Annotated in this window: 17 protein-coding genes and 1 tRNA gene; 10 read left to right on the top strand and 8 right to left on the bottom strand. The window is 66.5% G+C overall.

Annotation, left to right across the window (positions count from 1 at the left end):
- Positions 1-57: 57 nt before the first annotated feature.
- The 3 genes from ASF40_RS09735 to ASF40_RS09725 all read left to right on the top strand — a co-directional run bounded on the left by ASF40_RS09735 (position 58) and on the right by ASF40_RS09725 (position 6,428).
- Positions 58-2,475 (top strand): glycoside hydrolase family 2 protein, encoded by a 2,418-nt coding sequence (locus tag ASF40_RS09735; protein ID WP_056368527.1) that lies wholly within the window; start codon positions 58-60, stop codon positions 2,473-2,475.
- Between the two features lie 31 nt (positions 2,476-2,506).
- Positions 2,507-3,673: a serine hydrolase domain-containing protein gene (locus tag ASF40_RS09730; RefSeq protein ID WP_056368524.1), complete on the top strand. Its 1,167-nt coding sequence runs from the start codon at positions 2,507-2,509 to the stop codon at positions 3,671-3,673.
- 133 nt (positions 3,674-3,806) lie between these two features.
- Positions 3,807-6,428, top strand: coding sequence for a family 78 glycoside hydrolase catalytic domain (locus ASF40_RS09725; protein WP_082496979.1), 2,622 nt, complete (start codon positions 3,807-3,809; stop codon positions 6,426-6,428).
- Positions 6,429-6,567: 139 nt separating this feature from the next.
- On the opposite strand, the gene ASF40_RS09720 is transcribed toward ASF40_RS09725, so the two are convergent.
- Positions 6,568-7,344 carry an IclR family transcriptional regulator gene (locus ASF40_RS09720; RefSeq protein WP_056368520.1) on the bottom strand — a complete coding sequence of 259 codons (777 nt, stop codon included), beginning with the start codon at positions 7,342-7,344 and terminating at the stop codon, positions 6,568-6,570.
- A 397-nt stretch (positions 7,345-7,741) separates the two neighbouring features.
- Here ASF40_RS09720 and ASF40_RS09715 point away from each other — a divergent pair, with 397 nt between their 5' ends.
- Positions 7,742-8,608 carry a 3-hydroxyacyl-CoA dehydrogenase family protein gene (locus tag ASF40_RS09715; RefSeq protein WP_056368518.1) on the top strand — a complete coding sequence of 289 codons (867 nt, stop codon included), beginning with the start codon at positions 7,742-7,744 and terminating at the stop codon, positions 8,606-8,608.
- A gap of 55 nt (positions 8,609-8,663) precedes the next feature.
- On the opposite strand, the gene ASF40_RS09710 is transcribed toward ASF40_RS09715, so the two are convergent.
- From ASF40_RS09710 to ASF40_RS09690, 5 genes are read right to left on the bottom strand one after another with little or no spacing between them, the layout of a single operon-like run.
- Positions 8,664-9,686, bottom strand: a complete 1,023-nt coding sequence (locus tag ASF40_RS09710; RefSeq protein WP_056368516.1) for a zinc-dependent alcohol dehydrogenase — start codon at positions 9,684-9,686, stop codon at positions 8,664-8,666.
- Positions 9,683-10,540: a fumarylacetoacetate hydrolase family protein gene (locus ASF40_RS09705; RefSeq protein ID WP_056368513.1), complete on the bottom strand. Its 858-nt coding sequence runs from the start codon at positions 10,538-10,540 to the stop codon at positions 9,683-9,685. Before ASF40_RS09705 ends, ASF40_RS09710 begins: the two co-directional genes overlap by 4 nt.
- Positions 10,537-11,460 carry an SMP-30/gluconolactonase/LRE family protein gene (locus ASF40_RS09700; protein ID WP_056368511.1) on the bottom strand — a complete coding sequence of 308 codons (924 nt, stop codon included), beginning with the start codon at positions 11,458-11,460 and terminating at the stop codon, positions 10,537-10,539. Before ASF40_RS09700 ends, ASF40_RS09705 begins: the two co-directional genes overlap by 4 nt.
- A complete protein-coding gene (locus ASF40_RS09695; RefSeq protein WP_082496978.1) occupies positions 11,457-14,306 on the bottom strand; it encodes an FAD-binding and (Fe-S)-binding domain-containing protein in 2,850 nt (949 codons plus the stop codon). Before ASF40_RS09695 ends, ASF40_RS09700 begins: the two co-directional genes overlap by 4 nt.
- Positions 14,293-16,008: an IlvD/Edd family dehydratase gene (locus ASF40_RS09690; RefSeq protein ID WP_056369833.1), complete on the bottom strand. Its 1,716-nt coding sequence runs from the start codon at positions 16,006-16,008 to the stop codon at positions 14,293-14,295. The genes ASF40_RS09695 and ASF40_RS09690 overlap by 14 nt, the downstream gene beginning before the upstream one ends.
- A 128-nt stretch (positions 16,009-16,136) precedes the next feature.
- On the opposite strand from ASF40_RS09690, the gene ASF40_RS09685 reads away from it, so the two are divergent.
- Positions 16,137-16,808 carry an SDR family NAD(P)-dependent oxidoreductase gene (locus tag ASF40_RS09685; protein ID WP_056368508.1) on the top strand — a complete coding sequence of 224 codons (672 nt, stop codon included), beginning with the start codon at positions 16,137-16,139 and terminating at the stop codon, positions 16,806-16,808.
- Between the two features lie 167 nt (positions 16,809-16,975).
- Here ASF40_RS09685 and ASF40_RS09680 read toward each other — a convergent pair whose 3' ends face one another.
- Positions 16,976-17,548, bottom strand: coding sequence for a TetR/AcrR family transcriptional regulator (locus tag ASF40_RS09680; protein ID WP_056368506.1), 573 nt, complete (start codon positions 17,546-17,548; stop codon positions 16,976-16,978).
- A 239-nt stretch (positions 17,549-17,787) separates the two neighbouring features.
- On the opposite strand from ASF40_RS09680, the gene ASF40_RS09675 reads away from it, so the two are divergent.
- From ASF40_RS09675 to ASF40_RS09660, 4 genes are all read left to right on the top strand, one after another.
- Positions 17,788-19,320, top strand: coding sequence for an MFS transporter (locus ASF40_RS09675; RefSeq protein ID WP_056368504.1), 1,533 nt, complete (start codon positions 17,788-17,790; stop codon positions 19,318-19,320).
- Between the two features lie 31 nt (positions 19,321-19,351).
- Positions 19,352-21,385 carry a PKD domain-containing protein gene (locus tag ASF40_RS09670; RefSeq protein ID WP_056368503.1) on the top strand — a complete coding sequence of 678 codons (2,034 nt, stop codon included), beginning with the start codon at positions 19,352-19,354 and terminating at the stop codon, positions 21,383-21,385.
- A gap of 232 nt (positions 21,386-21,617) precedes the next feature.
- Positions 21,618-21,869: a hypothetical protein gene (locus ASF40_RS09665; RefSeq protein WP_157549600.1), complete on the top strand. Its 252-nt coding sequence runs from the start codon at positions 21,618-21,620 to the stop codon at positions 21,867-21,869.
- 145 nt (positions 21,870-22,014) lie between these two features.
- On the top strand, positions 22,015-22,590 hold the full coding sequence (locus ASF40_RS09660) for a hypothetical protein (RefSeq protein WP_157549598.1): 576 nt from the start codon (positions 22,015-22,017) through the stop codon (positions 22,588-22,590).
- A gap of 711 nt (positions 22,591-23,301) precedes the next feature.
- Here the strand turns inward: ASF40_RS09660 and ASF40_RS21095 are convergent.
- Positions 23,302-23,376: transfer RNA gene (locus tag ASF40_RS21095), tRNA-OTHER, on the bottom strand.
- A 389-nt stretch (positions 23,377-23,765) separates the two neighbouring features.
- On the opposite strand from ASF40_RS21095, the gene ASF40_RS09655 reads away from it, so the two are divergent.
- Complete coding sequence (locus ASF40_RS09655; protein ID WP_056368496.1) at positions 23,766-24,173, top strand: ester cyclase; 408 nt, start codon at positions 23,766-23,768, stop codon at positions 24,171-24,173.
- Positions 24,174-24,182: the final 9 nt, after the last annotated feature.

Genomic DNA, 24,182 nt, shown 5'->3' with positions numbered 1-24,182 from the left:
CGGCGGCCCCGTTCGCCCGAACGACCCTGCCCGGGATGGGCGGGCGAGAGGAATCAGATGACGCAGGTTTCCTTCAACGACGGATGGACGGTGCGCCCGTGGGCCAGCATCTTCGCCGCTCTCGGCGGAAGTCGGCCGCAGGCCGTCCCCATCACTCTTCCCCACGACGCGGTGTTGGACCTGGACCGCGCCCCGACGAACAGACCGGAGCATGCATATTTTCCGGGCGGCGCCTTCGAGTACTCGAAGTCGATCGATGTGCCCGTCGAATGGCGCGACAAGCGCGTGACGCTGGTGTTCGAGGGGGTCTACCGCGACGCGATGGTCTTCGTCAACTCGGCGTTCGCGGGTCAGCGGCCGTACGGGTACTCCTCGTTCGCCGTCGCGCTCGATCCCTTCCTGCGGTACGGCGAGACCAATGAGATCCGCGTGGATGCGCGGGTGCACGACGACTCCCGCTGGTACAGCGGCGGAGGGATCTTCCGCGACACCCACCTGATCGTTTCCGATCTCGTTCACATTTCGCACGACGGCGTCCTGGTGACCACACCGGACGTCGGTGAGGATGTGACCACGGTCGAGGTCGCGGTCACGATAGCCAACGAGAGCACGGCGACTGACAGCGTCCGCGTCAGCGTCCAGCTCGTCGGCGGACCGGACGATGTCGTCTCCGCGCAGGCAACAGCACCCGTCACACTCCGTGCTGCGGAGACGGCCGTGACGCGACTGCGCATGTATGTGCACACGCCCGCACTCTGGGGAGTGGACCATCCCCACCTCTATCGAGCCGTTGTCACTGCGACGCGCGAGGATGCCGCGATCGATGAGTCGACGGTGGTGTTCGGCATCCGTCGGCTTCAGCTCGATCCGGTGCACGGTCTGCGCGTGAACGGCGAAGTCATCAAGCTGCGCGGCGCTTGCGTCCACCATGACAACGGCATCCTCGGCGCGGCCACGATCGGCCGCGCCGAGGAACGCCGGGTCGAACTGCTCAAGGCAGCGGGCTTCAACGCCATCCGAAGCTCGCACTACCCCGCCAGCTCGTCGCTACTGGACGCCTGCGACCGGCTCGGCGTGCTGGTGATCGACGAAGCGTTCGACATGTGGGCGGAGGGGAAATCCGCATTCGACTACTCGCTGGCGTTCACGGACTGGTGGGAACGCGACATCGAAGCCATGGTCGTCAAGGACCGCAACCACCCGAGCGTGATCATGTACTCGGTCGGGAACGAGATCCCCGAGACGGGTGACCCTCACGGTTCGGCCCTCGGCAGGCGCATCGCCGAGAAGGTGCGCTCGCTGGACAGCACGCGCTACGTGACGAACGGGATCAACGGCATCGTCTCCACGCTCGAGGAGGCTCTCACTGCGACCAGCCGCGAGTCGGCTGCCGGCGTGAACGACGTCCTGGCCGATGACACCGGAATCGCCAACCCGCTCAACGCGGCAGACTTCGTCACCCGACGCACGGAGGAGTCGTTCTCCGTCCTCGACGTCGCGGGCATGAACTACGGCGAAGCGCGGTACGAACGAGATCGTGACCTCTTCCCCAATCGCGTCATCGTCGGCAGCGAGACGTTCACTGCGCAGATCGCGCTCGGCTGGGATCTGGTCGAGCGTCTTCCGCATGTGATCGGGGACTTCACCTGGACCGGCTTCGACTATCTCGGCGAGGTCGGCCTCGGACGCCACGCGTTCGCCGACGAAAAGGACACCTTCCTCGGCGCATATCCCTGGATCGCGGCGTGGTGCGGCGACCTCGACCTCACCGGATACCGCAGGCCGCAGTCGTACTATCGCGAGATCGTCTACGGGCTGGCAGCGGGACCTTACATCGCCGTCCTGCGGCCCACTCAGCGGGAGCGGGCGCCGCAGGCGACACAATGGGCGTGGGCGGACTCCACAAGCAGCTGGACCTGGAACGTAGAGGCGGGGACAGCGATGTCGGTCGAGGTATACGCCGACGCGGACGAGGTGGAGCTGATTCTCAACGGCGACGTCCTCGGGCGAAAGCCCGCCGGCCGCGATGTGGCCTTCCGGTCACCCTTCCACGTGCCCTACGCGCAGGGCGAACTGGTCGCCGTGGCATATTCCGGCGGCCAGGAGCAAGGCAGGAGCACTCTGCGATCGGCAACACTGCCCACGATGCTCCAGGCAACCCCTGATCGCCGAGAGTTGACGGCCGATCATCGGGACCTCGCCTTCGTCACCGTCGAGTTGCGCGATGCAGCCGGAACGCTCATCACCTGCGACGACCGCGAGGTCACCGCGGAGGTGCGCGGCGCAGGAGTCCTGCAGGGGTTCGGCAGCGCCCGCCCGACCACGACCGAGGGGTACCGGACTGGCCGCCACACCACGTTCGAGGGACGCGCGCTCGCGATCGTACGGCCGACGGGCGAGGGACCCATTGTCCTCACGGTGTCGAGCGAGCGGCTCGACACCGTGAAAGTTGATCTGCGCGCCGTGTCCGCATGACCGGCCATACCAGCATGAGAGGAAACACGCCATGACGCGCGACGTATCCGTAGATCTGATCGCCGAGGACCGATTCGCGCCCGTCGTTGACGCGTTCGCGAAGACCCTCGCCGAGACGGAGCGCAGCGGCGCCGCCCTGTCCGTGTGGCTGGACGGGCAGCAGGTGATCGAGGCGCGAGGCGGCACGGCCGATGAGCGCACCGGGGCGCCCTGGCAACCCGATACGCTGACCGTCGTCTTCTCGTGCACGAAAGGATTGGCGGCGATCGCCATCGGACGCCTGCTCGAGTCCGGCGCCCTGCCTTCCCTCGACGTCCCGGTCGCCGACATCTGGCCCGAGTTCGCAGCTCACGGCAAGGGCCGGGTCTCCGTCGGCGATGCGCTCGCGCACCGCGCCGGGGTCCCAGCGCCCCGGGTCGACGTGACACTCGAGCAGCTCCTCGACGGCGCCGAGTTCGCGCGCATCATCGCCGCTGAGAAGCCTTTCTGGACGCCGGGAGCGGCGCACCAGTATCACGCCGTGACGGTGGGGGCGATCACTGCCGAGATCATCGCCCGGATATCGGGCCGTTCGCTCGGCGAGTTCCTCGCCGCCGAGGTTGCCGAGCCTCTCGGGGCAGACACCTGGCTCGGCCTTCCCGGCGACCTCGAACCGCGGGTGGCCCGGCTCGTTCAAGGTCAGCCCGCTGTAGCTTGGCCGCCGCCCGGAGATGAGAATCCCGATGCGGAGTGGCTTGAGAGGGCGGTCACGCTGGGCGGTGCGCTGGAAGCCGACCTCCTTGGTCCAGCGGACGGTTTCAACGGGCGTGACCTGCACGCCGCGGAGATCGGCGGAGCCGGCGCGATATCGAGCGCGACGGGTCTCGCACGCATCTGGTCCGCCACCGTCGCTGAGACCCGCGGTGTGCGGCTATGGACCACGGAGACTGCCGAGGCGATGGCGAGGCCTCGCAGTGCAGGGCTCCCGTTCTTCAACAGTGGTCCGGCTCCGTACCAGGCGTGGGGCGCGGGGGTGATGATCCCCACCGACTGGGACCCCTACCTCACCCCGGCGTCGTTCGGGCACGACGGCGCCGGTGGTCAGGTGGCATTCGCTGATCCCGACGCCCGCGTGGGATTCGCCTACGTGACCAATCGGATGCTGGACATGGATCGTGGGATCAGCGTGACGACTGCCCTCCGCGACGCACTCGGATAGCGAGCGGCCCTCGCAGCTGGCAACCGAACCCAAATCCGGGCCTTCGTGTCCCCCGACGTCATGTGCAGCGCTCGCGGAGTCCGCGCCCGCTGACCTCGTGGCGCTGTACTCACCCCCCCACCGGAGTAACGCAATGACTGACACCGATCCGTTCCGAGGCGCCGAGTGGATTTCGCGTGCGGTGCCGCCGAGCCAGCGCATAACGCGTGAGAATCGGCGCGCTCGCATCGACTGGGTGGACGAAGGAGGCGAGATCGCCCAGGAGTTCGATGTGTCCGGGCCGATCACTGCGGTCACTGTCGACGTGGCGGGTCCGGGCGATGTGGATGACCCCTACTCGGCCCATACGCGCTTCACCCTCCGCCTCGAGTCCGTCGACGGCACGCTCATCACTGACCGGACCGTGCAGGGCCCGCAGTTGATCTGGGACTGGTTCGGACAGCTCGTCGAACTTCCGGTCTCGGCACCGGCTGGACACTACCGGCTGGTTCTCCGCGCCGAGCAAGGCACCACAGGATGGCATACCGCGGATGCCGCACCTCACAGCGATGACGGTGTATCCCCCAATTCAGTGCTCGGACAGGCCACACGTGACGGGCAGCCGGTGCCCGGGACCCGTCTCCTCGCCGTCGAGACGGATCCTGCCCCGAACCCATGGTTCCGCAGCACGATCACCGTCGAAGGTTCGGTCCATGACGCGACCCTGACCGCGGTGGTTCTAGGGTGCGGGGTGGTCCGCATAAACGGGCATCGGGTCGGCAACGAAGCGATCGGTCCGGCCGTCACTGATTACGACAAGACGATTCTCTATCGCACATGGCCCGTCGGTCACCTGCTGCGCCCGGGCCGAAACGAGATTCTCATCGAGGCTGGCCGAGAGCGCTACTCGGCCCGCGGTGGAGATATCTGGGGGTGGAATGTCGCGCCCTGGCACCGGGAACCGGCAGCCCTCGCCCGCCTCGACGTCGCCTATAGCGACGGCCGGTCCCTGGAGTTCATGACCGGACCGCACTGGGAGACCACGTCCGGGCCCGTGGAGAAGGACCTGCTGTTCGGTGGCGAGACATGGCGCGTGGGCGATGAAGAGATGAAGTGGTCTCCGGTCACGGTGGTCAGCGCGCCGCGCGGCGCCCTCACGGAAGCGCACCATCAGCCGATTACGGCCCATCCCCCGATGCCGCCCGTTGTCATCGAGACCTTGGACAGCGGCGGATCCGTGCTGGACTTCGGGTCCGTCATTACCGGTCGCGTTCGCTGTGTCGTCGCGGGGAGCAGCGGCACAGTTCGTGTGGTCTCGGGGGAACAGCGGGATGATGCTGGACGGGTGATCTGCAACAACGTCCTCATCGCCGGAGAAGCCCAGGTCGACGTGCTGATCATCGATGCCCCGGTGACCGCATATGAATGGGAACCGCAGTTCGGCTACCGCGGTTTCCGGTGGATGCAGGTCGAGGTCACCGGCGACCTCCGAGTCGAGTACGTGCGAGCAGTACCGATCTACACGCCTTTGCAGGAGATGGGCGAGTTCGAAGCGAGCGACCCTCTCATCGGCTGGATCGATTCCGCCTTCGGCCGCACATTCCGCAACAATCTGCACGGCATCCCCACCGATACCCCGATCTACGAGAAGAACGGCTGGACCGCCGACGCGCACCTGGCGACCGAAGCCCTCCTACACCACTTCGACCTGCGCCAGCCCTTTCGAAAGTGGATGGACGACCACGTCGATGCGCAACGGGAGGATGGAGCCGTCCCCCAGATCGTTCCGACCCCGGGCACGATGCGCGACTCCGATCCGGCTTGGGCAGCATCCGCGGTACTGGTCCCCTGGTACCTGTACCGCGAGTACGGCGACATCGCTGTACTAGAGCGGTACGCACCGATGATCGTGCGCTTCGCAGACCAGTTGCTCAGCAGAACCGACGGTGGCCTCTGGATAGACCGGAGTTGGAGCGATTGGCTCGCGCCTGGGTACGCGATCCCCCCTGAAGGCATGGCTCCAACGGCCACCATGATGGCCGTCACCGTGCTCCAGCACACGGCGTCGGTCCTCGAGGAGATGGATGACGACCGCGCGGCCAGCTACGCACGGGCGGCCCGATCCACCGCCGCGGCATACCACCACGCCTACTTCGATGAGACCCAGGGGTACTACGCCGTGGACGGCGTGGAATACCGGCAAGTGCTCAATGTTCTTCCGCTCGCCTTCAACGCCGTCCCCGCCGAACATGTCGCGTCGGTGCGCACCAGTCTGATCAACGATCTTGAGCAGCGAACAGACGGTCACCTGGATGTCGGCGCGATCGGCGTCCGACACCTTCTGCCGGTGCTCACTGCAGCCGGCCGTGATGATCTTGCGCTCACCGTCCTCACGCAACGGACCCGTCCGGGCTGGGGAGTGTGGTTCGACAACGGCGAAGCGACTCTGCTGGAGTCGTGGGATCCCGATGCCCGCTCGAGAAATCACTACTTCCTCGGCTCGGTCGCGTCATGGATTCAACAACGCGTCGGCGGGATGCGGCTCACCGCCCCCGGGTGGAGGCGGTTCGAGGTGTCGCCTCTGGCTGACGAACGAGTCACGGGCGCGAGAATCCATCACGACACCCCGCGCGGGAAGGCCGCGGTGTCCTGGGAACGCGGCCCGGGAGGACTTCTCTTGCGCGTCGAGGTTCCGGCCGGATCGGTCGCGGACGTCATCGTCGACGGAAATGAAGAGGAGCTGCGACCGGGTACGCACCAGCTGCTGCTCAAGTAGATCCGAGGGAGGTCCCGCACGACCAGAACTCCCGGCCGCCTGCGCCGACACGCGATGGCCGCAGGTTCGGGTGCGACACGAGCCCCGGACCCGATGGGCCCGATGCCGGGACACGCGCTCGCGCGGCTCGACGAGTTCCCTACTCGGCGGCTGAGCCCCGGAGGGTCGAGATGACGGACTGTATCTCGTCTACCCGCTCGATGAGCTCCGCGAGGGGGCGGCGGAATGCGAGCGCACTGATACTGACGGCACCGACCGCGGGGGCGTTCGCGGCGAGCTTGACAGGCAGCGCGACACAGTTGATTCCGATCTCACTTTCTTGATCGTCCACACCGTACCCGCGTTCACGAGTGCGGACGAGATCTGACCAGAGTTCTTCCGCGGTCCTGATAGTCCGTGGGGTGCGCTGCGGGTAGTGATCGCCCAGCAGCGCTCGCAGTTCCTCTTCTGAACCCACGGCGTCAGCCAGCAGCACCTTGCCGACTCCCGTGGCGTATGCGGGATTGCGCCCACCGATCACCGACGTCAGCCGGATCGCCCCGGTCGGCGGGTCCACCTTCGCCCTGTAGACCACCTCTTGACCGTCCAAGACCGCATAATGCACCGTCTCGCCGAACCTTCGTGCGAGTTCTTCGATCGCCGGCTGGATGAGCGCGCGCTCTGGCCGTGCCGCATAGCTGCTGAAGGCGAGCCGGTAGAACTCATCCCCGAGGATGTAGACACCTCGTCCAAGCTGCATCGCCAAACCCGCCCGTCGCAGCGTTGCCAGCGCTCGATGAACGGTCGATTTGGTGGCGCCGACATGCTGTGCCACGTCCTCGAGGGTCGCCCCCGAAGGGTGCTCGGCAAGTGCCGCCATCACCGCCAGGACTCTGTCAGCGCCGACGAGCCGCTCGTCATCACCCCCGGCTGTCATTTGTCTCCCCGTGACGGCTTGCGGGCGCACCGAGCTCCGAGTCGCCGCGCTCTCCTAAGTACGTGTCCAGTCAGGTTATCCGGTGTGTGCAGGCGACGTGCATAGCCCGCTGAGCGCGCGCCGGCACGGGAACCGGCTCGGCCCGCCCACCACCGGTGACTCACCACTCCCGTGTTCATACGCTCGACCACAACCCCCAATGGCGGGTGACCGCCGCCATCATCTATTCTTCTATACGGAAGAGCATTCCACTTAACGCAAGGCGAGATCTCATCATGATGACCGTTCACAGTTGCACATCGACCGGCGCAACCCTGCGACCGGCCGCTGAGGCAGGTGCCCGAGGAGATTCGCGGCGCGACGCCGCGTGCCGCGCGAGAGCCGCGGAGGTCGACGCATGACCGTCGTCGGGATCGTGGGGATGGGGACGATGGGCCTCGCTCTCGCACACCTCTTCGCGGCGAACAACTGCGAAGTCCGCGGCTTCGACTCCCGTCGAGTTTCGGTTTCCCCAGAACAGTCGTGGTCCGATCACGGCAGCTTCACGATCTCGTCCAGCATCCGGGACTGCGTCCAAGACGCCGATGTCGTGATCGAAGCAGTGGCGGAGGACCTCGATGTGAAACGCACCGTCCTCGCGGAGATGTCGACTTACGCGGACGGAATCCTCGCTTCCAACACCTCCACGTTCATGCCGAGCGTCCTCGCACCCTCGGTCAGGAATCCCGAGCGTTTCCTCGTTGCACACTTCTTCAATCCCCCGCAGCTCGTGCCTTTGGTTGAGATCGTGCCGGGGCCGGCGACCGCCGAGTCTGCGACCGCCGAGATCGTCGACCTCCTCAACCGAATGGGCCGGCATCCTGTGCTCCTGCAGCGAGAGGTTCCCGGATTCGTCGCAAATCGCTTGCAAGCCGCGCTCCTTCGTGAGGCTCTTGCCCTCGTGGAGGAGGGCATCGCGTCACCCCGCGCCATCGATGACATCGTCGCGGCTGGGCTCGCGCCGCGGTGGGCGGCCGCGGGGCCGATCGGCGTCACGGATCTCGGCGGGCTCGACATCTGGGAGAAGGTATCCGCCGGATTGTTCCCGGGCCTGAGCAACGCCACCGAGCCCAGTCCTCTTCTCGCTGCACTCGTTCGGACCGGCCACCTCGGCGCGAAGACGGGAAACGGCTTCTACCCGCATGACCCGGATACGGACAGGAAGACCTTCCACACGATGGATCAGATCTTCCAACTCGTGCGATCAAATGCTCGGGACTTCTGAGCCCCGCAGACCACGCCGTCTGGCCGGCTCGTTCAGACCGGCCAGACGGATGTGATCACTCGCCTATGACGTTCATCGACACATGGATCTTGGGACCGGGTCCCGCGCCCTCGGATCGCGCGCCGGCGAGGATCGCGGGCAGCTCATCCAGAGTCACGGTAGCCGCGATCAGGGCGCGGGGATCCACCTCTCCGGCCGCGTAGGAAGCGATCGTCCCCGCGAGACCTGGTGAAGCGCTCAGGACGCCGACTGCGGTGACGTCCTTGAGGGCGAGGTCGCGGGTGTCGATGAAGCTCGGCGCCCCGGCGAGGCCCACGTAGACGACACGCTTCCCGGGCTCGACGAGGTCGAGTGCCATAGCGGGAAGGTGCTGGGCGTTGGACGCGTCGATGACAGCGTCCCATGGCAATTCAGGCAGCTCATCCTCGGTCCACACCCCGTCGAAGCCGAGGGACCTCGCGAACGTCAGGGAGCGCTCGCTGCGCCCGAGCAGGTGCACTTCCGCGCCTGCGGCCCGCGCGAAGAGCCCGCAGAGAACTCCGATCGTGCCCGGACCGAGGACAAGGCACCGATCTCCCGGATTCAGGTCGGCGGCTTCAACCGAGCGGTAGGCGTTGCCGCCGGGTTCGACCATGGCGCCCTGCGCATCGTCGACGGCGTCAGGCAAGCGGTGCAGCGACGTGACGGGCACGGCAACCTGCTCGGCGAGGGCACCAGCGCGTCCATCCCGCACCCCGAGTTCGCCGCGATACTCGCACACGTGCTGAAGCCCCCGCGCGCAGCGGCGGCACTCACCGCAGCCGAGCATCGTGTCGCCGGTCACGCGGGCGCCCAGCCACGACACATCCACACCGTCGCCGACGGCCGAGACGACACCCATCCACTCGTGCCCGATCCGAACGGGATACGTGGTGTGCCCCGTGGCGTAGTAGGCCATCTCGCCGGTGAACAGTTCGATGTCGGTGCCGCAGATGCCGGCCCGCTTCACGTCCACGACGACGTCGCCCGGTCCGGCGACAGGCGGTTCGACGTCCTGGATCTCGGCCCGGTGCGGGCCGGTGATGACGAGGGCCCTCATCGGGGAGCGACCACGGTCTGACGCTGGGTGCCGAGGCCGTCGATGCCGAGGGTCATCACGTCGCCCGGTTGCAGCCAGACCTGGGGGGTGAGGCCCATGCCGACGCCGGGAGGGGTGCCGGTGTTGATGAGGTCGCCGGGTTCGAGCACCATGAACTGGCTGATGTAGTGGACGATGAAGTACGGGTCGAAGATCATCGTCGAAGTCGACCCGTTCTGGCGGCGCACGTCGTTGACATCGAGCCACATGCCCAGGTCGGTCACGCTCTCGACCTCGTCTTGGGTGACGAGCCAGGGTCCCGCGGGGTTGAAGGTCTCGGCGGACTTGCCCTTGAGCCACTGTCCGCCGCGTTCCATCTGGAAGGCGCGCTCCGAGACGTCGTTGACGAGCACCCACCCGGCGATGTGGTCGTGGGCGTCGTGGACGGTGTCGAGGTAGCTGGTGCGCTTGCCGATCACGATGCCGAGCTCGACCTCCCAGTCGGGCTTGGTCGCGCCGCGCGGGATGCGCACATCGTCGTTGGGTCCGACGAGGGTGTTGGGCGACTTGGTGAACAGGATCGGCTCGCTGGGAACCGCCTGGCCGGTCTCGGCCGCGTGGTCGGAGTAGTTCAAGCCGACGCAGATGATCTGGTGCGGGCGGGCGATCGGGGCGCCGATGCGCTGGTCGCCGATGGGCTCGCCGCCGGTGGCGGCACGCTCGGCGATGATCGGCGCGATGCGGTCCAGCCCGCCGGCGCCGAAGAACGCCTCGTCGAAGTCGGTGACGACGTCAGATAGGTCGACGTAGTGGTTGTCGCCGACCAGGGCGGCGGGCTTCTCGGCGCCGGGTGCGCCGATGCGCAGCAGCTTCATGGGGTTTCCTCCAGGTGCGGTGTGGGCTGCGGGGTTCCGGCCCACAGATTGGGGTGGATGCCGCGGTGTCCGGTCCGTACGGTGAACAGGCGTCCCGATAGAGGGTTGGCGGCGAGATCGTCAGGGCTCATGCCCTCGGTGGCGGTGGTGATGATGAGGGTGTCGAGGTCGGGGCCCGCGAACACCGGGCATGAGGTGTGCGGCGCAGGCACCTCGACTGTTCCGACGATGTCGCCTGCCGGTGAGATGCGGACGACGCGTCCCTCGCCCCACAGTGCCACCCACAGGTGGTCTTCGCTGTCGACGGTCATCCCGTCGGGATACCCTTGCGTGAACTCCACGAACACCCGGCGGACGCCGGTCGCCCCGGTGGCGGGGTCGTAGGCGCGGGCGTGGATGCGGCGCCTCAGCGTGTCGATCGAGTAGAGGGTGCGTCCGTCGCCGGTCCACGCAAGACCGTTCGACAGGCCCAGGTCGTCGTCGAGCACGACGCCGGTTCCGTCCGGGGCGACCTGGAGGAGGAGTTCGTCGCCGGGGCCTTTGGTGCCGACGACGAAACGGCCGGCGGGGTCGGGCTTTCCGTCGTTGAACCGCCGGTCGTCGACATCGATGAGTTCGGGGCCTGCGGTGATCCCTCCGTCGACACCGCGCGTATAGAGCCGACGGGTGCCGGCGACCAGCCACTCCCCTGCCGCCGATACAGCGACGGCGCCGACGGTGTCGGGAAACGGCACCTTCTCGTCGATGTCGATGGCGCCGCCGTGAGCGAACCTGCCCACGTAGACGTCACCGGCCAGGATGTCGACCCACAGAATGCGGCCGCGAAACGGATCCCACACGGGGCCCTCGGCGAGGAAGTGCGGGACTCCGGTGGCGACACGCGGAGTGCCGAGCGAAGGGACGGCTGCGTAGGGGGTCATGTAGCGGCCTCCGTGAGGGTGTCGTCGAGCACCTGCAGGATGTGTCGGTACGGCCGGCCGGTGGCGCGGGTCATGCCCAGTTCGCAGGTGCGATTGAGGGAGGCGTGCACGTCGGATGCCGCAGCCTCCACGTCGGCGGCTTCCGGACGGGTCGCTGCGCGGGTGAGCTCGGGGTGCAGCATCCCCCTGTCACCGGCGAAGCCGCAGCATCCCCAGTCCTCGGGCACGACCACCCGCTCGGCCGCGGCTGCGGCGACGCGGGTGAGTGCGGGGTTGATGCCGAGGTGGGTGGAGGAGCACGTGGGGTGCACGGTGACGGATGCGACCTTCTCGCCCGCGGGGAGGTGCGGAAGGACATGCTCGTCGATGAACGCGACCGCGTCGACGACGGTGACGTCGGCCTGGTCGGCCGCTTCGAGCAGCACCTGAAGACCTTCGGTGCACGATGACGCGTCGCAGACCACAGGCAGTCTGCCGCCGTCGGTGGCACGGGCCAGGGATGCGGCGACCCGGTCCGTCATCGTGCGATAACCATCGGACAGGCCCTTGGACTTCCATGGGGTTCCGCAGCACAGCGACGTCAGGTCATCCGGCGTCGCGACCTGCACTCCGGCGCGCTCGCACAGGCGCAGGAACGACTCAGCCACTCCGTCGCCACCGATCGGTCCGAACATCGTGTTCGTACATGACGAGAAGAACACCGCCACCGGCTCGGTCGCGGTGATCACGCGACGGCGCTCGCCGCCGCCGGGGAGATCGTGGGAATAGAGCGGCACGATGTCGTCGCCCAGGATGCCGCGGCCGACCTTCGTCGCCAGCGCCGGCAGCGCGATGGGCACCGCCTTCGCGACGCTGAGGGCGACGCCGCCGATGGTGCTAATGGCATCCCACTGTTTCGCGGCGAGGTTCCATCCCGCCTGCGCGACGGCGTTCTGGTTCTCGTTGCGGAGGCGGCGAACGAGGTCGCCGGTGTTGATGAGCACCGGGCATGCGGTCTGGCACATGCCGTCGACCGCGCAGGTCTGCACACCGTCGTACCCGTACTCCTGCTCGAGGGTGCGTGCGAGCTGGTCGTCGCCACGGTCACGGGCGCGCTGCAGCTCGCGCCGCAGCACGATCCGCTCCCGCGGGGTGAGGGTGACATCCTTCGATGGGCACACTGGCTCGCAGTACCCGCACTCCACGCACCGGTCGACCTCGGACTCCACCGTGGGCGCCGTCTTCAGGTGCCGGGTGTGAGCCTGTGGGTCGTCGGTGAGGAGCACCCCGGGGTTGAGTGTCATGCCCGGGTCGATGAGGCGCTTGACCTCCCACATCACCTCGTACAGCTCGTCGCCGTACTGCCGGTGCACGAACGGTGCCATGATGCGGCCGGTGCCGTGCTCGGCCTTCAGCGTCCCGCCCTGCGCGAGCACGAGAGCCACCATGTCCTCGGTGAACGCCTCATACCGTGCCAGCTTCTCGGCGTCATCGAACTGCTCATTGATGAGGAAGTGGATGTTGCCGTCCTTCGCATGACCGAAGATCACACTCCCCTGGTACCCGTATCGGTCGAACATCTCGATCAGCAGCTCGCACGTCTCGCCGAGGCGTTCCACCGGCACAGCAATGTCTTCCAGCAGCGCGGTCGTGCCCGACGGGCGGGCACCGGCGACGGCGGTGAACAGGCCCTTACGGATGTGCCACAGCTGCGCCCGGGTCGCGGCATCCGTCGTCAACGTCGCCGGCTGCACGAGCGGCAGGCCCGCGAGCACTAGAGCTGCCGCGGCCGTGCGGACGCCGAGGGTGTCCGCAGACTCCTCTTGGAACTCGACCAGCAGCGCGGCATGGTCGACGACAACGAGACCAGTAAGCTCCGCGGTCGCCTCGGGATCGTGCTGCGCGACACGCAGGGATGCGGCATCCAGCAGTTCGATCGTCGCGAATCCCGCTTCCACCAGCGCCGGGAGGGCGGCGGTCGCGTCGCTCAGGTTCGCGAACATCAGCAGCCCGGTGGCGAGGTTCGGCTTCACGGGCAGGGTGCGGAAAGTGGCCTGCGCCACGAACGCGAGCGTGCCCTCGGACCCGACGATCAGGTGGGTGAGGATGTCGAGCGGCTCTTCGTGGTCGAGGAACGAATTCAGCCCGTAGCCCATCGTGTTCTTGATCGCATGCAGCGTCCGCAGCGTCCCGACCGACGCGGGGTCGCTGCGGATACGGTCGCGCAGGGTGATGAGTCCGGCGTGGATCTTCGGCTCAGCGGTGGCGAACCTCCCCGCGGCATCAGGGGCGCCGGTGTCGATCACCGTGCCGGACGGCAGCACGAGGACCGCGGATTCGAGGGTGCGGTACGCGTTCGCGTGGGTGCCGCACGACATCCCTGAGGAGTTGTTCGCGATCACCCCGCCGATCGTGCACGCGATCTCACTCGCCGGATCCGGCCCGAGCTTGCGTCCGTGACGGGCGAGCCGCGCGTTGACAGCACGCACCGTGGCGCCCGGCTGCGCCCGCACCCGCTCTCCGCCGTCGAGCACGTCGATGCGGCGGAAGTGGTGGCGCGTGTCGATCAGCAGCTGATCGGTGCCGGCCTGACCCGACAGGCTCGTCCCACCCGACCGGAACGTCACCGACGCACCGGCGGCACGTGCGGCGGCCATCACTCGAGCGACCTCGCCGACATCGGTCGGGGTCACCACCGCCAGCGGAGTGAGGAGATAATGCGACGCGTCATGTGCGGCGGCGAGCCGATCGGTTGCGCGCGTGCCCACGGCGGCGCCGACGGCCTCGATGGCAGCAACCAGTCCAGTATCGACCGGAGCAAGCGTCGTGGAGCCCGCGGCGCCGACGCCGTGGTCAGTGCGACTCACGCGACACCTTCGATCCCGACGAACCGACGAGGAAGTCGAGGTCGGCACCCTGATCGGCTTGCAGCACGTGATCCACGTAAAGCCGCTGCCATCCGCGGGCCGGGGCCGCGTATGCGTCCAGGGTCGCCTGGTTGGGGGTGCGGGCGGCCAGGTCGTCGGCCGGGACGTCGAGTTCGAGTCGCCCGGCACGCACATCGAGCGCGATCCAGTCCCCCGTCTGCACGAGCGCCAGGGGCCCGCCCGCGGCGGCCTCAGGGGTCACGTGCAGCACGACCGTGCCGTACGCAGTGCCGGACATGCGGCCATCGCAGATGCGCACCATGTCGCGCACACCTTGTGCGAGAAGCTTCTGCGGCAAGGGCATGTTCGAGACCTCGGGCATGCCCGGGTAGCCCTTCGGCCCGCACCCGCGCAGCACCATCACGCTGTCCGCGTCGATGTCGAGGTCAGGGTCGTCGATGCGGGCGTGGAAGTCCTCCACCGAATCGAACACCACCGCCTTACCTCGGTGCTTCAGCAAGTGCGGGGATGCGGCGGCGGGCTTGATGATCGCGCCCCCCGGGGCGAGGGAGCCGCGCAGCACGGTGATGCCGGCAGCCGGCTGCAACGGGCTGTCGCGCGGGGTGATGACCTCGGCATCCCAAATCCGGGCATCCTCGAGATAGTCGACGAACGGCTTGCCTGTGACGGTCAGCGCCACGGGGTCGAGCAGGTCGCGCACCTCCCGCATCACCGCGAGGAAGCCGCCTGCCCGGTACAGGTCGTCCATGAGGTACCGGCCCGCGGGCTGCAGATTCACCAGCAACGGGACCTCGGCACCGATCCGGTCGAAGTCGTCGATCGTCAGGTCGATGCCAAGCCTCCCTGCGATGGCCAGGAGATGCACGACCGCGTTCGTGGACCCGCCGATCGCGGCGAGCGCCACGATCGCGTTGTGGAAGCTCCCCTTCGTCAGGAACGTCGACGGGCGCCGGTCCTCAGCGACCAGCTGCACCGCCAGACGACCCGTCTCGTGCGCCGCCTCCAGCAGCCGCGCATCGGGGGCGGGGGTCCCCGCGAGGCCGGGGATGATCGTGCCGAGCGCCTCCGCAACGAGCGCCATCGTCGAGGCGGTGCCCATCGTGTTGCAGTGGCCCTTCGAGCGAATCATCGACGACTCGCTGCGCAGGAACATCTCCTCGCTCAACGAGCCCGCACGCACCTCCTCGGACAGCCGCCACACATCCGTGCCGCACCCCAGCGCCTCACCGCGGAAATGACCCGTCAGCATCGGCCCACCCGGCACCACCACCGCAGGGAGATCGACGGATGCCGCCGCCATCAGCAGTGCCGGGATCGTCTTGTCGCACCCACCGAGCAACACGACACCGTCGATCGGGTTCGCGCGCAGCATCTCCTCGGTCGCCATCGCCGCCATGTTGCGCCACAGCATCGCCGTTGGGCGCACCTGCGTCTCCCCCAGCGACACCACCGGCAGCTCCAGCGGAATACCACCCGCCTCGTAGATGCCGTTCTTCACCGACTGCGCCACCTCATCGAGGTGCGAGTTACATGGCGTGAGATCGGACGCCGTATTCGCGATCGCGATCTGCGGACGCCCCTCGAACGCAGTGGCGGGCACCCCACGACGCATCCACGCCCGATGGATGTACGCGTTCCGGTCATCACCCGAATACCACGCGGAGCTGCGAGGTGCGGCCATCATTCCAACTTTCGGAAAGCCAATCAAACATATGGAATGCGGGTAGTATAGCTCACATCATCGGCGGGCTTCACGTCCATCAACCTCAACCCTGGCCGCTCGTCGGCCTCAAAGTCAGGAGTATCAATATGCGCGCAATCGTCACCGGTGGCGCCAGCGGTCTGGGCGCCGCGACGGCTGCACGGCTGCGATCAGACGACGTTCACGTGATCACGGTCGATCGGACCGGTGACGCCGACGAGATGATCGACATCACCGACGGTGCCGCAGTGTCGGATCTCGCAGCACGAGTGGGCGCGGTCGACATCTTGATCAATTCAGCCGGCGTCGTCGGGCCGAATCTGCCGCTCCTCGAGACGACCGCCGACGATTGGCGGCGCACGCTCGAGGTGAACGTGCTCGGCACGGTTGCGATGATGCAAGCGTTCGCGCCCGGCATGATCGAGCGCGGCTGGGGGCGCATCGTGAATTTCGCCAGCATGGCGGGCAAAGACGGCAATCCCAACCTGAGCGTGTATTCCGCCAGCAAAGCGGCAGTCATCGCATTGACCAAGTCCGCGGGCAAGGAGCTGGCGACCACAGGCGTCATCGTCAACGCCATCGCTCCCGCCGTCATCGCGACTCCGATGAACGATGCAACGGCCCCTGACGTGCTCGCCCACATCACCAGCCTCATCCCGATGAAGCGCGTCGGCGAGGCCTCCGAGGTCGCGGAACTGGTCGCCTGGCTCGCGTCCGACAGGGTGTCCTTCTCGACGGGCGCCGTCTACGACATCAGCGGAGGGCGCGCGACCTACTGACCGCCCCTGAGCCCCGCTCAACGACTTCGGCCGCGCGACCGTCGTCGACGGCGCCGCCCCGGCACGCGTCTCAGCCGGACGTCGAAGTTCATCGTGACGCTCCCGTCCCCACCCTCTTGTTCGGCCTGGGAGATGCGAAGTTCAGGATGCCAACTCGAGAAACGACGTCAGAAGTTCCGCTCGACGCGTCCGATCGCGCGTTGCAGAGTGATCCAGCTCTCGCCGCTCAGACGACGCACGCCCTCCGCGAGCAATCTGCCCGCGTCTGCTTCGGGGTCATCCGCGAAGACTGAGGCGAGCCCCTCCCACAGGGCGATCGTCTGCCGTGCGAGATCGATCGAGTCCACGTCGGGGTGGGCCAGTCCATCGCGCTTGCGCTGGTCGAACATGCGGGCGAACACTGCAACCTGCCGATTGACGCGACGCCGAACATACGCCGCCGCGGAAGTACCGGGCGTGGCCGCGATGCCGCGCACGAGCTGCCCCAGACGAGATCGCGGATCAGCCGGCGAGCCAGAACGATAGACCCTGGCGAGCTCACCCGGATCCAACCGCAGATCCGGATCATCAAGATGGCTCGCCTCTGCATTCTGCTCGTCGGCCAGCTCCAGCGCAGCCACGAGAAGATCGTCTCGACTGGGGAAGTGATACAGCACCGTCGTCTCAGGCGTCTTCGACCGCAGGGCCACCTCACTCGTCGTCAGTGACTCGGGGCCGATCTCGTCGACCAGCTGCAGCACTGCAGTCGCGATCTGGCGACGGCGAACGAGGGTGGGCGCGTAGGGACCGCGCTTCCGCCTCGAAGTACCCGTGTCCGCCATCGCGTGTTCTCACCGTCCGATCGAAATACGAGTTCGACACCACCTTAGCGCCCATCTTTTTGCGCAAGGACGAAAAACCACCTCGACATCGCGTGAAACTTGAGGTTCACTCGACATTGCAAAGTCCAGCATCGCCCGTACTCAGAGAAGAGAACGTCATGGCCTCACTCACAGAAGCTTCGCCGAGCGCGAAACCGACCAGGGAGGATCGAGCGCGCGCGCGCGCTGCGGGCAAGAAGGAGCGCGTCTCGATCTGGCGCATCATCCCCTGGTCGACTCACGCCTTCTCCATGAACGCGCTCGTGGTCATGGTCGGCTACTTCACGATCTACGCGACCGACACGCTTCGCCTCAATCCCGCCATCGTGGGCGGGCTCCTTGTCGCGGCCAAGATCATCGACGCCGTGGGAGCACTCCTCGCCGGTTTCCTCGTCGACGTCGCGCCCGAGACCCGACTGGGCAAGGCGCGACCATTCGATCTCGTCATCATTCTCTGCTGGGCTGCGACCGCGTGCCTGTTCTCGACGCCCGGCGGGCTGGGCGACGTCGCGAAGTATGTGTGGATCTTCACGTCGTACGTCCTGCTCACGGCGGTCTTCATGCCTTTGTACAACGCGAACAATCCGCTGTACACCGCGCGAGTCTTCCCCAAGCGCGAGCACTACAGCGATGTCGCCGCCAAGTCGGGGCTGGTGACCGTCCTCGCCGCAGTGATCATCACCGTCGTGATGCCGATCGCCGTCGGCAATGCAGGCAAGGACCCCGACGCATGGTCCCTCGTGGCCATCACCGCCGCTGTTGTGTTCACGCTGATCGGCCTCGTCCGATTCTGGGTCTTCCGCGAATCTCCCGAGGCCGCCGCAATCGACGCCGAGCGCGTCCGGCTGAAGGACATCCTCCTCGTCCTGCGCACCAACCCGTTCATGTGGATCCTCTCGAGCATGTCGCTGGTCGTCGGCATCTACGCGAGCTTCACCGCGGGTGCTTACTACTTCCGCTACATCGTGGGCAACCTCGCGTTGCAGGGAGTGGTCTCGATCTCGTTCGTCGCGCTGATTCCGCTCATGTTCTTCTTCCCGGTCCTCATCCGCAAGCTGTCCGTCTCGCGGATGATCGCCATCTCCAGCTTCATCGGGGCAGTCGGATATCTCGTGATGATGTTCGCCGGAGGCAACGTGGCCATCATCATGGTTGCCTCGGTTCTGACTGCGCTCGCGTCGCTTCCGGTCAGCTTCCTCGCTCCGATCCTCGTCATCGACAACTCGACCTACAACGAGTGGAAGGGCCATCGTCGCCTCGAAAGCGTCGGCGGGGCACTGTTCTCGTTCTCAGGCACCGTGGGTCAGGCAATCGCAGCGGGCCTCACTGGTGTGGTGCTCGCCATGACCGGCTACAACGGCGGCGCCGACGAGCAGTCCGCCCAGGCCATCGTGGGAATCGTCGCAGTGAACAGCTGGATCCCCGCGATCTTCGCTGTCGTGGTGGGCTTCATCGCGCTCTACTATCAGCGCCTCGAGAAGCGGATCAAGGTGATCAGCGCCGAGGTGCTCGCACGCCGTGAACTGGCCACCGAAGCCGAGATCATCCCCGCCGCGCCGCTCGGCGGAACGGAGGCCGTGCGCATCGTTCGCGAAGAGAGCCACACCTTGCGCCCGGGTCGCGGAGCGACCACACCCGACGACGAAGAATGACTCCCCACCACTGCCCTGGAAAGGAAGGCCAATGAGCATCTCCGCGACGGCCGTCGAACTCACCGAATTCACGACGGATGATGCGTTCTACGCGCAGCCGTACGTCGACATCGACGAGGAGCGTGATGCTCCGTCGAAGCACCGGTACATCCACGGTGGGTTCGCCGGCACAGCGAACCGGTTCTCGGCCTATCTGCCGCCCGCCGGCGAGTACGAGGGACGCTTCTTCCAGCACATCACCCCCGTGCCGGAGAGCGAGCACCTCGCGACGGGGCTGACGGGTGCCGACGACAAGATCGGCTTCGCATTCTCGTCCGGTGCGTTCTTCGTGGAAACGAACGGCGGCGGTGCGATCGATCTGTCGAAGCCGCAGACCGATGTCGATCCCACGATCGGCGCGTACCGCGCCAACGCTGCGGTCGCTGCGGTCGTGAAAGTGATCGCACAGCGCGTTTACGGACCTCACCGCACATACGGCTACGCATACGGCGGCTCGGGCGGCGGCTTCCGCACGATCGCCTGCGCGGAGAACACCCGTGGCGTGTGGGACGGCTTCGTGCCCCACGTCATCGGGAGCCCGGTGGCACTCCCGAATGTCTTCACCGTCCGGATGCACGCGATGCGAGTCCTCCGCAATGTGCTGGATGACATCGTCGACCAGGTCGAACCCGGTTCACTGCGCCACCTCGGCGAAGGACTCTCGGAGGAAGAGACGGCCGCGTTGGAGGAGGTCACCCGCATGGGGTTCAATCCGGCCGCGTGGGTCGGCCACAACAGCATGGGCACCCAGGCGTTCGGAGTGCTGTACCGCTCGCTCAAAGCGATCGATCCCACGTACTTCGACGACTTCTGGACCCAGCCCGGCTATCTCGGCGCGGACCCGACCTCCTCGGTGCACCGAGACCGCGTACGATTCTCCGCCTCGGTCGAGGCCGTCATCACGCGTCGTGAGGCTGCGGCTTCAGGACTCATCCCCCTTCCCGCTGGACCGTCCGGCGGCGTGGACGAGGCCTTCAAAGGTCCCGAGCAGGGCGAGGACGTCGTCGTCGCACTCCGCCTCGACACAAGCTCCGCGATCGATCCGATGAACGCCGAACTGCGCGTCGAATCCGGTGACGCGGAGGGATCGGTCGCACTGCTGCAGACCGTCCGAGACGGCATCGCATTGGTCGACTTCCCGGAGCTGAGCCCGTTCTTGCAGCAGCTGCGCCCGGGCGACCGGGTCGAGGTCGACAACAGCAACTTCCTGGCCGCACAGACCTATCACCGACACCAGGTCCCCGCGCCGGAGTTCACCGTGTGGGATCAGTTCCGCGACGAGTCCGGCGAGCCGCTGTTCCCGCAGCGCCCCCTGTTGCTGGGCCCCCTGATGGCGCAGGGCGCATCGGGGACTCTGCAGTCCGGCGACATCGCGGGCAAGATGATCGTCGTCGAGGCCCGGTACGACCGCGAGGCTTTCGCGTGGCAGGCCGACTGGTATGCCGGGAAGGTGCGCGAGCACCGGGGCGCCGACGCAGATGAGCACCTGAGAGTCTGGATGGTCGACCGCGCGTTCCATGCGGATGTGTCGGGCGCGGAGCTTCCGACGCACACGGTCTCATACCTCGGCGTGGTGCACCAGGCGCTCCGCCAGGTGGCCGCCTGGGCCGAGGACGGCATCGAACCGGCGAGCTCGACGCAGTATGAGGTCGTCGACGGACAGGTTCGGATCACGAGCCCTCATCGACCGGGCGGCGTTCAGCCCATCGTTTCGCTCACGGTCGACGGCAGCGAACGCGCCGAGGTGACCGTCGGCGAGGAAGTCGAGCTGGGCGTGTCGGCGGCCACCGTCGACGCCCAGTCTCGAATCGTGGAAGTTCGCTGGGATCTTGACGACAGCGGCGAATTCGCGGTCCGCAGCGATGTGACCGCGACGACCGAGGTGGACCAGTCGATCCGTCACAGCTTCTCGGAAGCAGGCACGCACTTCGTGAGCGTCAAAGTCACCGCCCAGCAGCATGGAGACACGGAGACACCCTTCGCCCGAGTCGACAACCTCGCGCGCGTCCGCATCGTGGTCCGCTGACAAGCCGTCCCGATGCGAAAGGAAGTGTGCCGGGGGTGAACGGAGTATCCGTAGACCTGCTCGCAGAGGAGCGGTTTGCCCCGTTGTGGACGCATTCGCCACGACGCTGGGCGAGACGGATCGAAGTGGCGCCGCATTGTCGGTGTGGCTTGGAGCGCGGGATCAGCGTGGTCAACGCCCTGCCCGCCGCACTCGGATGGCGTCACGGCACGACGAGACGGAGGCGGTGCTGGTGAACTCACCCGACGAGCACTACGGATATCTTTTCGCGCACTTTCGTGCCGACGGAGTGACGGACGTTGAGAAGATCCACTTCTCCCTCAGCTCAGGAGATACCCCGCTGCGCTGGGACCCGCTCTGGGGCGGACAGCCGGTGCTGGAATCGCACATCGGCACCAGAGGTGTCCGCGATCCGGCGATCGCGCGCGGAAAGCGACGGGTCGTTTCACATTCTCGCAACCGATCTGCGAACGTCGGCGGGTGACAGGGAGATCTGGGACGAGTCGCTACGTCAGGGCAGTCGATCGTTGATCGGGTGGCAGTCGTCCGACCTCGTGTCGTGGACGGCTGCGCGGTCGATCGAGATCGCGCCCTCGAACGCCGGGATGGCGTGGGCACCGGAGGTCACCGTGGACCCCCAGACCGGCGAGTTCGTCGTCTTCTGGTCGTCGAGGCTGTACGCGGCGGACGACCCGACCCACGGGGCGGACTCCTACAGCAGGATCATGTACTCCCGCACGCGCGATTTCTCTTCTTTCACACCTGCCGAGGTAATGATCGACACCGGCGGACGAGACGTCATCGACACCGCGGTCATTCACGAGCACGGAAAGGTGTATCGCTTCACGAAAGATGAGGCGAGATCCGGCGGCTGGGGAATCTACCTCGAGAGAGGTTCGAGCCTGTTCGACGACGACTTCACTCTCATCACCACCAACATCGCCGGAGATCGCTACCCCGGTGGCGTCGAGGCGCCGATCGTGATCCGTGCTCGAGGTGAGGAACGGTGGTTCCTGTTCCTCGACCAATATCAGGAGATGCCGCAAGGCTACTTTGCGATGGAGTGCACGGATCTCGACTCCGGCGAGTGGAGCTATGTGCCCCTCGACGAAGTCTCGATCCCGCCCTCGACCAAACACGGAACGATCTTGCCGCTTCTCAGGCACGAGTGGGACCGACTGCGCACTCTCACCGGGTTGGATTGACGATGGAGACGACTAGGCCGCTAGCCGGCTGACGACGCAGGGGCTGAAAGGGCTCGCCGAAGCACGCGACCGGCTGGCGAGTGTGAAGCGCTCGGAGGCCGACTTCATCGCTGAAGCCGAACGAGTCTGGGAGGTCTTCGAGGCAGCGAAGAAGGCGCGCGGCAGATAACCGACGTGTGCAACTGCCGCGGATCCCGCCCGTTGGCCGGTGCCCGTTGGCCGGTCGCGCATCGTGCGGCCACACCGGGTTGGACTTCGGGCCGTAGACACTGACGCAAATGCGCGTTTGCCCTGCCCGCGCCATATGCACGGGCAACTCCGCTAATCGTGCGACACCAGACGCCTGTCCCTTCGGCAACGAAGGGAGTTTTCAGCTCGGTCGGCAGGTTCGGGCATGATCCACGACATCGCCCGCCTGGTGTGACCGATGATCTCCATCACCGAGGCGGGGGTCCACTACCCCTCCGTCTCATCTGTGGGCAGAAAGTGGGCAGCCGATCGCGCCCTCTCGACGACTACGCAGATCGCTCAGCAGTTGCACCGAGTGATGCGCAGAACGTCAGTCATGGTCACGCTTGCGATGAGGCTCGCCGCTGACCAGGCATCTTCGCCCGTCGCCGTGCCCACATCTGAGAAGGAACCGCGCGGATCGAGAAGGATCGAAACCCCGGAAACACGCCTCAGAACGACGTCAAATCGGGGTAAAAAGTGCGGAGACGGAGGGATTTGAACCCTCGGTCCCCGTGAGGGGACTCCACCTTAGCAGGGTGCCCGGGAACGATCTCCGCGCCTCGGGGCCGCATCACAATGCATCCTATTTACCCCTGATCAAACTAGCTTTCACACCTGATTCGCCGCGTCCGGCGGTCTTCGGACTCGCACTCCAGACACTCCTCGATCACCCAGAATCGGAATGCTCGGGAGGCTCGGGGACACTTGGGGGACACCTGGCTGGGTGGGCGGAGCGAGTCGTTCCGTGCAGCCGGGCGGAGACTGAGCGATTGAGCCGCGCCTGTGCCCATGCGACCTCGGGTCTTAGTCGAAGTTGGCTTTGACTCGACGCGCGTTCCAGCGCCGTCCCGCTACACCGGGCGCCTCAACACTTGCACCATGATGCCCATAAGGTACACTACGTATCGTTTCGTAAAATGGTCGCTCATCAAGGAGGATCGAGAATGACTGCCGAATCGAACAAGGCTGCTGGTCGCCAATTTTTTCTCGAGCTGGATCCGCGCACCGCGCGCGGTGCGCTCGCCGAACTACTCGCGGACGACGTTCGGCTCCCGGCCGACACCCTCCCGAACGGTCGGCAAGGGCTCGCCGGGATGCAGGAGCATCTCGAGTTCATGGGCTCCAGGGCGGAGACGCAATTCGAGATCATCGACATCGTCGGCGAGGGCGACACCGTCGCGGTTCGCGCGCGCGTGGTAGGGAAGCTGCTGACCGAGTTCTTCGGCATCCCCGCCGACGGACACGTCTTCGACATCGAACAGGCAACGTTTCTTCGATTCCAGGATGGCAAGATCGCGGAGATCTGGCGCCTGAACGATACCGCTGGGATGATGCAGCAGCTCACAGCATAGGCAGTGGAC

The organism is Microbacterium sp. Leaf288 (assembly GCF_001422925.1).
GTDB lineage: Bacteria > Actinomycetota > Actinomycetes > Actinomycetales > Microbacteriaceae > Microbacterium.
The sequence above is the reverse complement of the archived record's forward strand: the minus strand, read 5'-3'. Positions and strand labels throughout refer to the sequence as shown.

Excerpts from the sequence above, each read along its gene's own strand:
- ASF40_RS09735 (WP_056368527.1), top strand. The coding sequence starts at position 58 with ATGACGCAGGTTTCCTTCAACGACGGATGGACGGTGCGCCCGTGGGCC.
- ASF40_RS09730 (WP_056368524.1), top strand. The coding sequence starts at position 2,507 with ATGACGCGCGACGTATCCGTAGATCTGATCGCCGAGGACCGATTCGCG.
- ASF40_RS09725 (WP_082496979.1), top strand. The coding sequence starts at position 3,807 with ATGACTGACACCGATCCGTTCCGAGGCGCCGAGTGGATTTCGCGTGCG.
- ASF40_RS09720 (WP_056368520.1), bottom strand. The coding sequence starts at position 7,344 with ATGACAGCCGGGGGTGATGACGAGCGGCTCGTCGGCGCTGACAGAGTC.
- ASF40_RS09715 (WP_056368518.1), top strand. The coding sequence starts at position 7,742 with ATGACCGTCGTCGGGATCGTGGGGATGGGGACGATGGGCCTCGCTCTC.
- ASF40_RS09710 (WP_056368516.1), bottom strand. The coding sequence starts at position 9,686 with ATGAGGGCCCTCGTCATCACCGGCCCGCACCGGGCCGAGATCCAGGAC.
- ASF40_RS09705 (WP_056368513.1), bottom strand. The coding sequence starts at position 10,540 with ATGAAGCTGCTGCGCATCGGCGCACCCGGCGCCGAGAAGCCCGCCGCC.
- ASF40_RS09700 (WP_056368511.1), bottom strand. The coding sequence starts at position 11,460 with ATGACCCCCTACGCAGCCGTCCCTTCGCTCGGCACTCCGCGTGTCGCC.
- ASF40_RS09690 (WP_056369833.1), bottom strand. The coding sequence starts at position 16,008 with ATGGCCGCACCTCGCAGCTCCGCGTGGTATTCGGGTGATGACCGGAAC.
- ASF40_RS09685 (WP_056368508.1), top strand. The coding sequence starts at position 16,137 with ATGCGCGCAATCGTCACCGGTGGCGCCAGCGGTCTGGGCGCCGCGACG.
- ASF40_RS09675 (WP_056368504.1), top strand. The coding sequence starts at position 17,788 with ATGGCCTCACTCACAGAAGCTTCGCCGAGCGCGAAACCGACCAGGGAG.
- ASF40_RS09670 (WP_056368503.1), top strand. The coding sequence starts at position 19,352 with ATGAGCATCTCCGCGACGGCCGTCGAACTCACCGAATTCACGACGGAT.
- ASF40_RS09655 (WP_056368496.1), top strand. The coding sequence starts at position 23,766 with ATGACTGCCGAATCGAACAAGGCTGCTGGTCGCCAATTTTTTCTCGAG.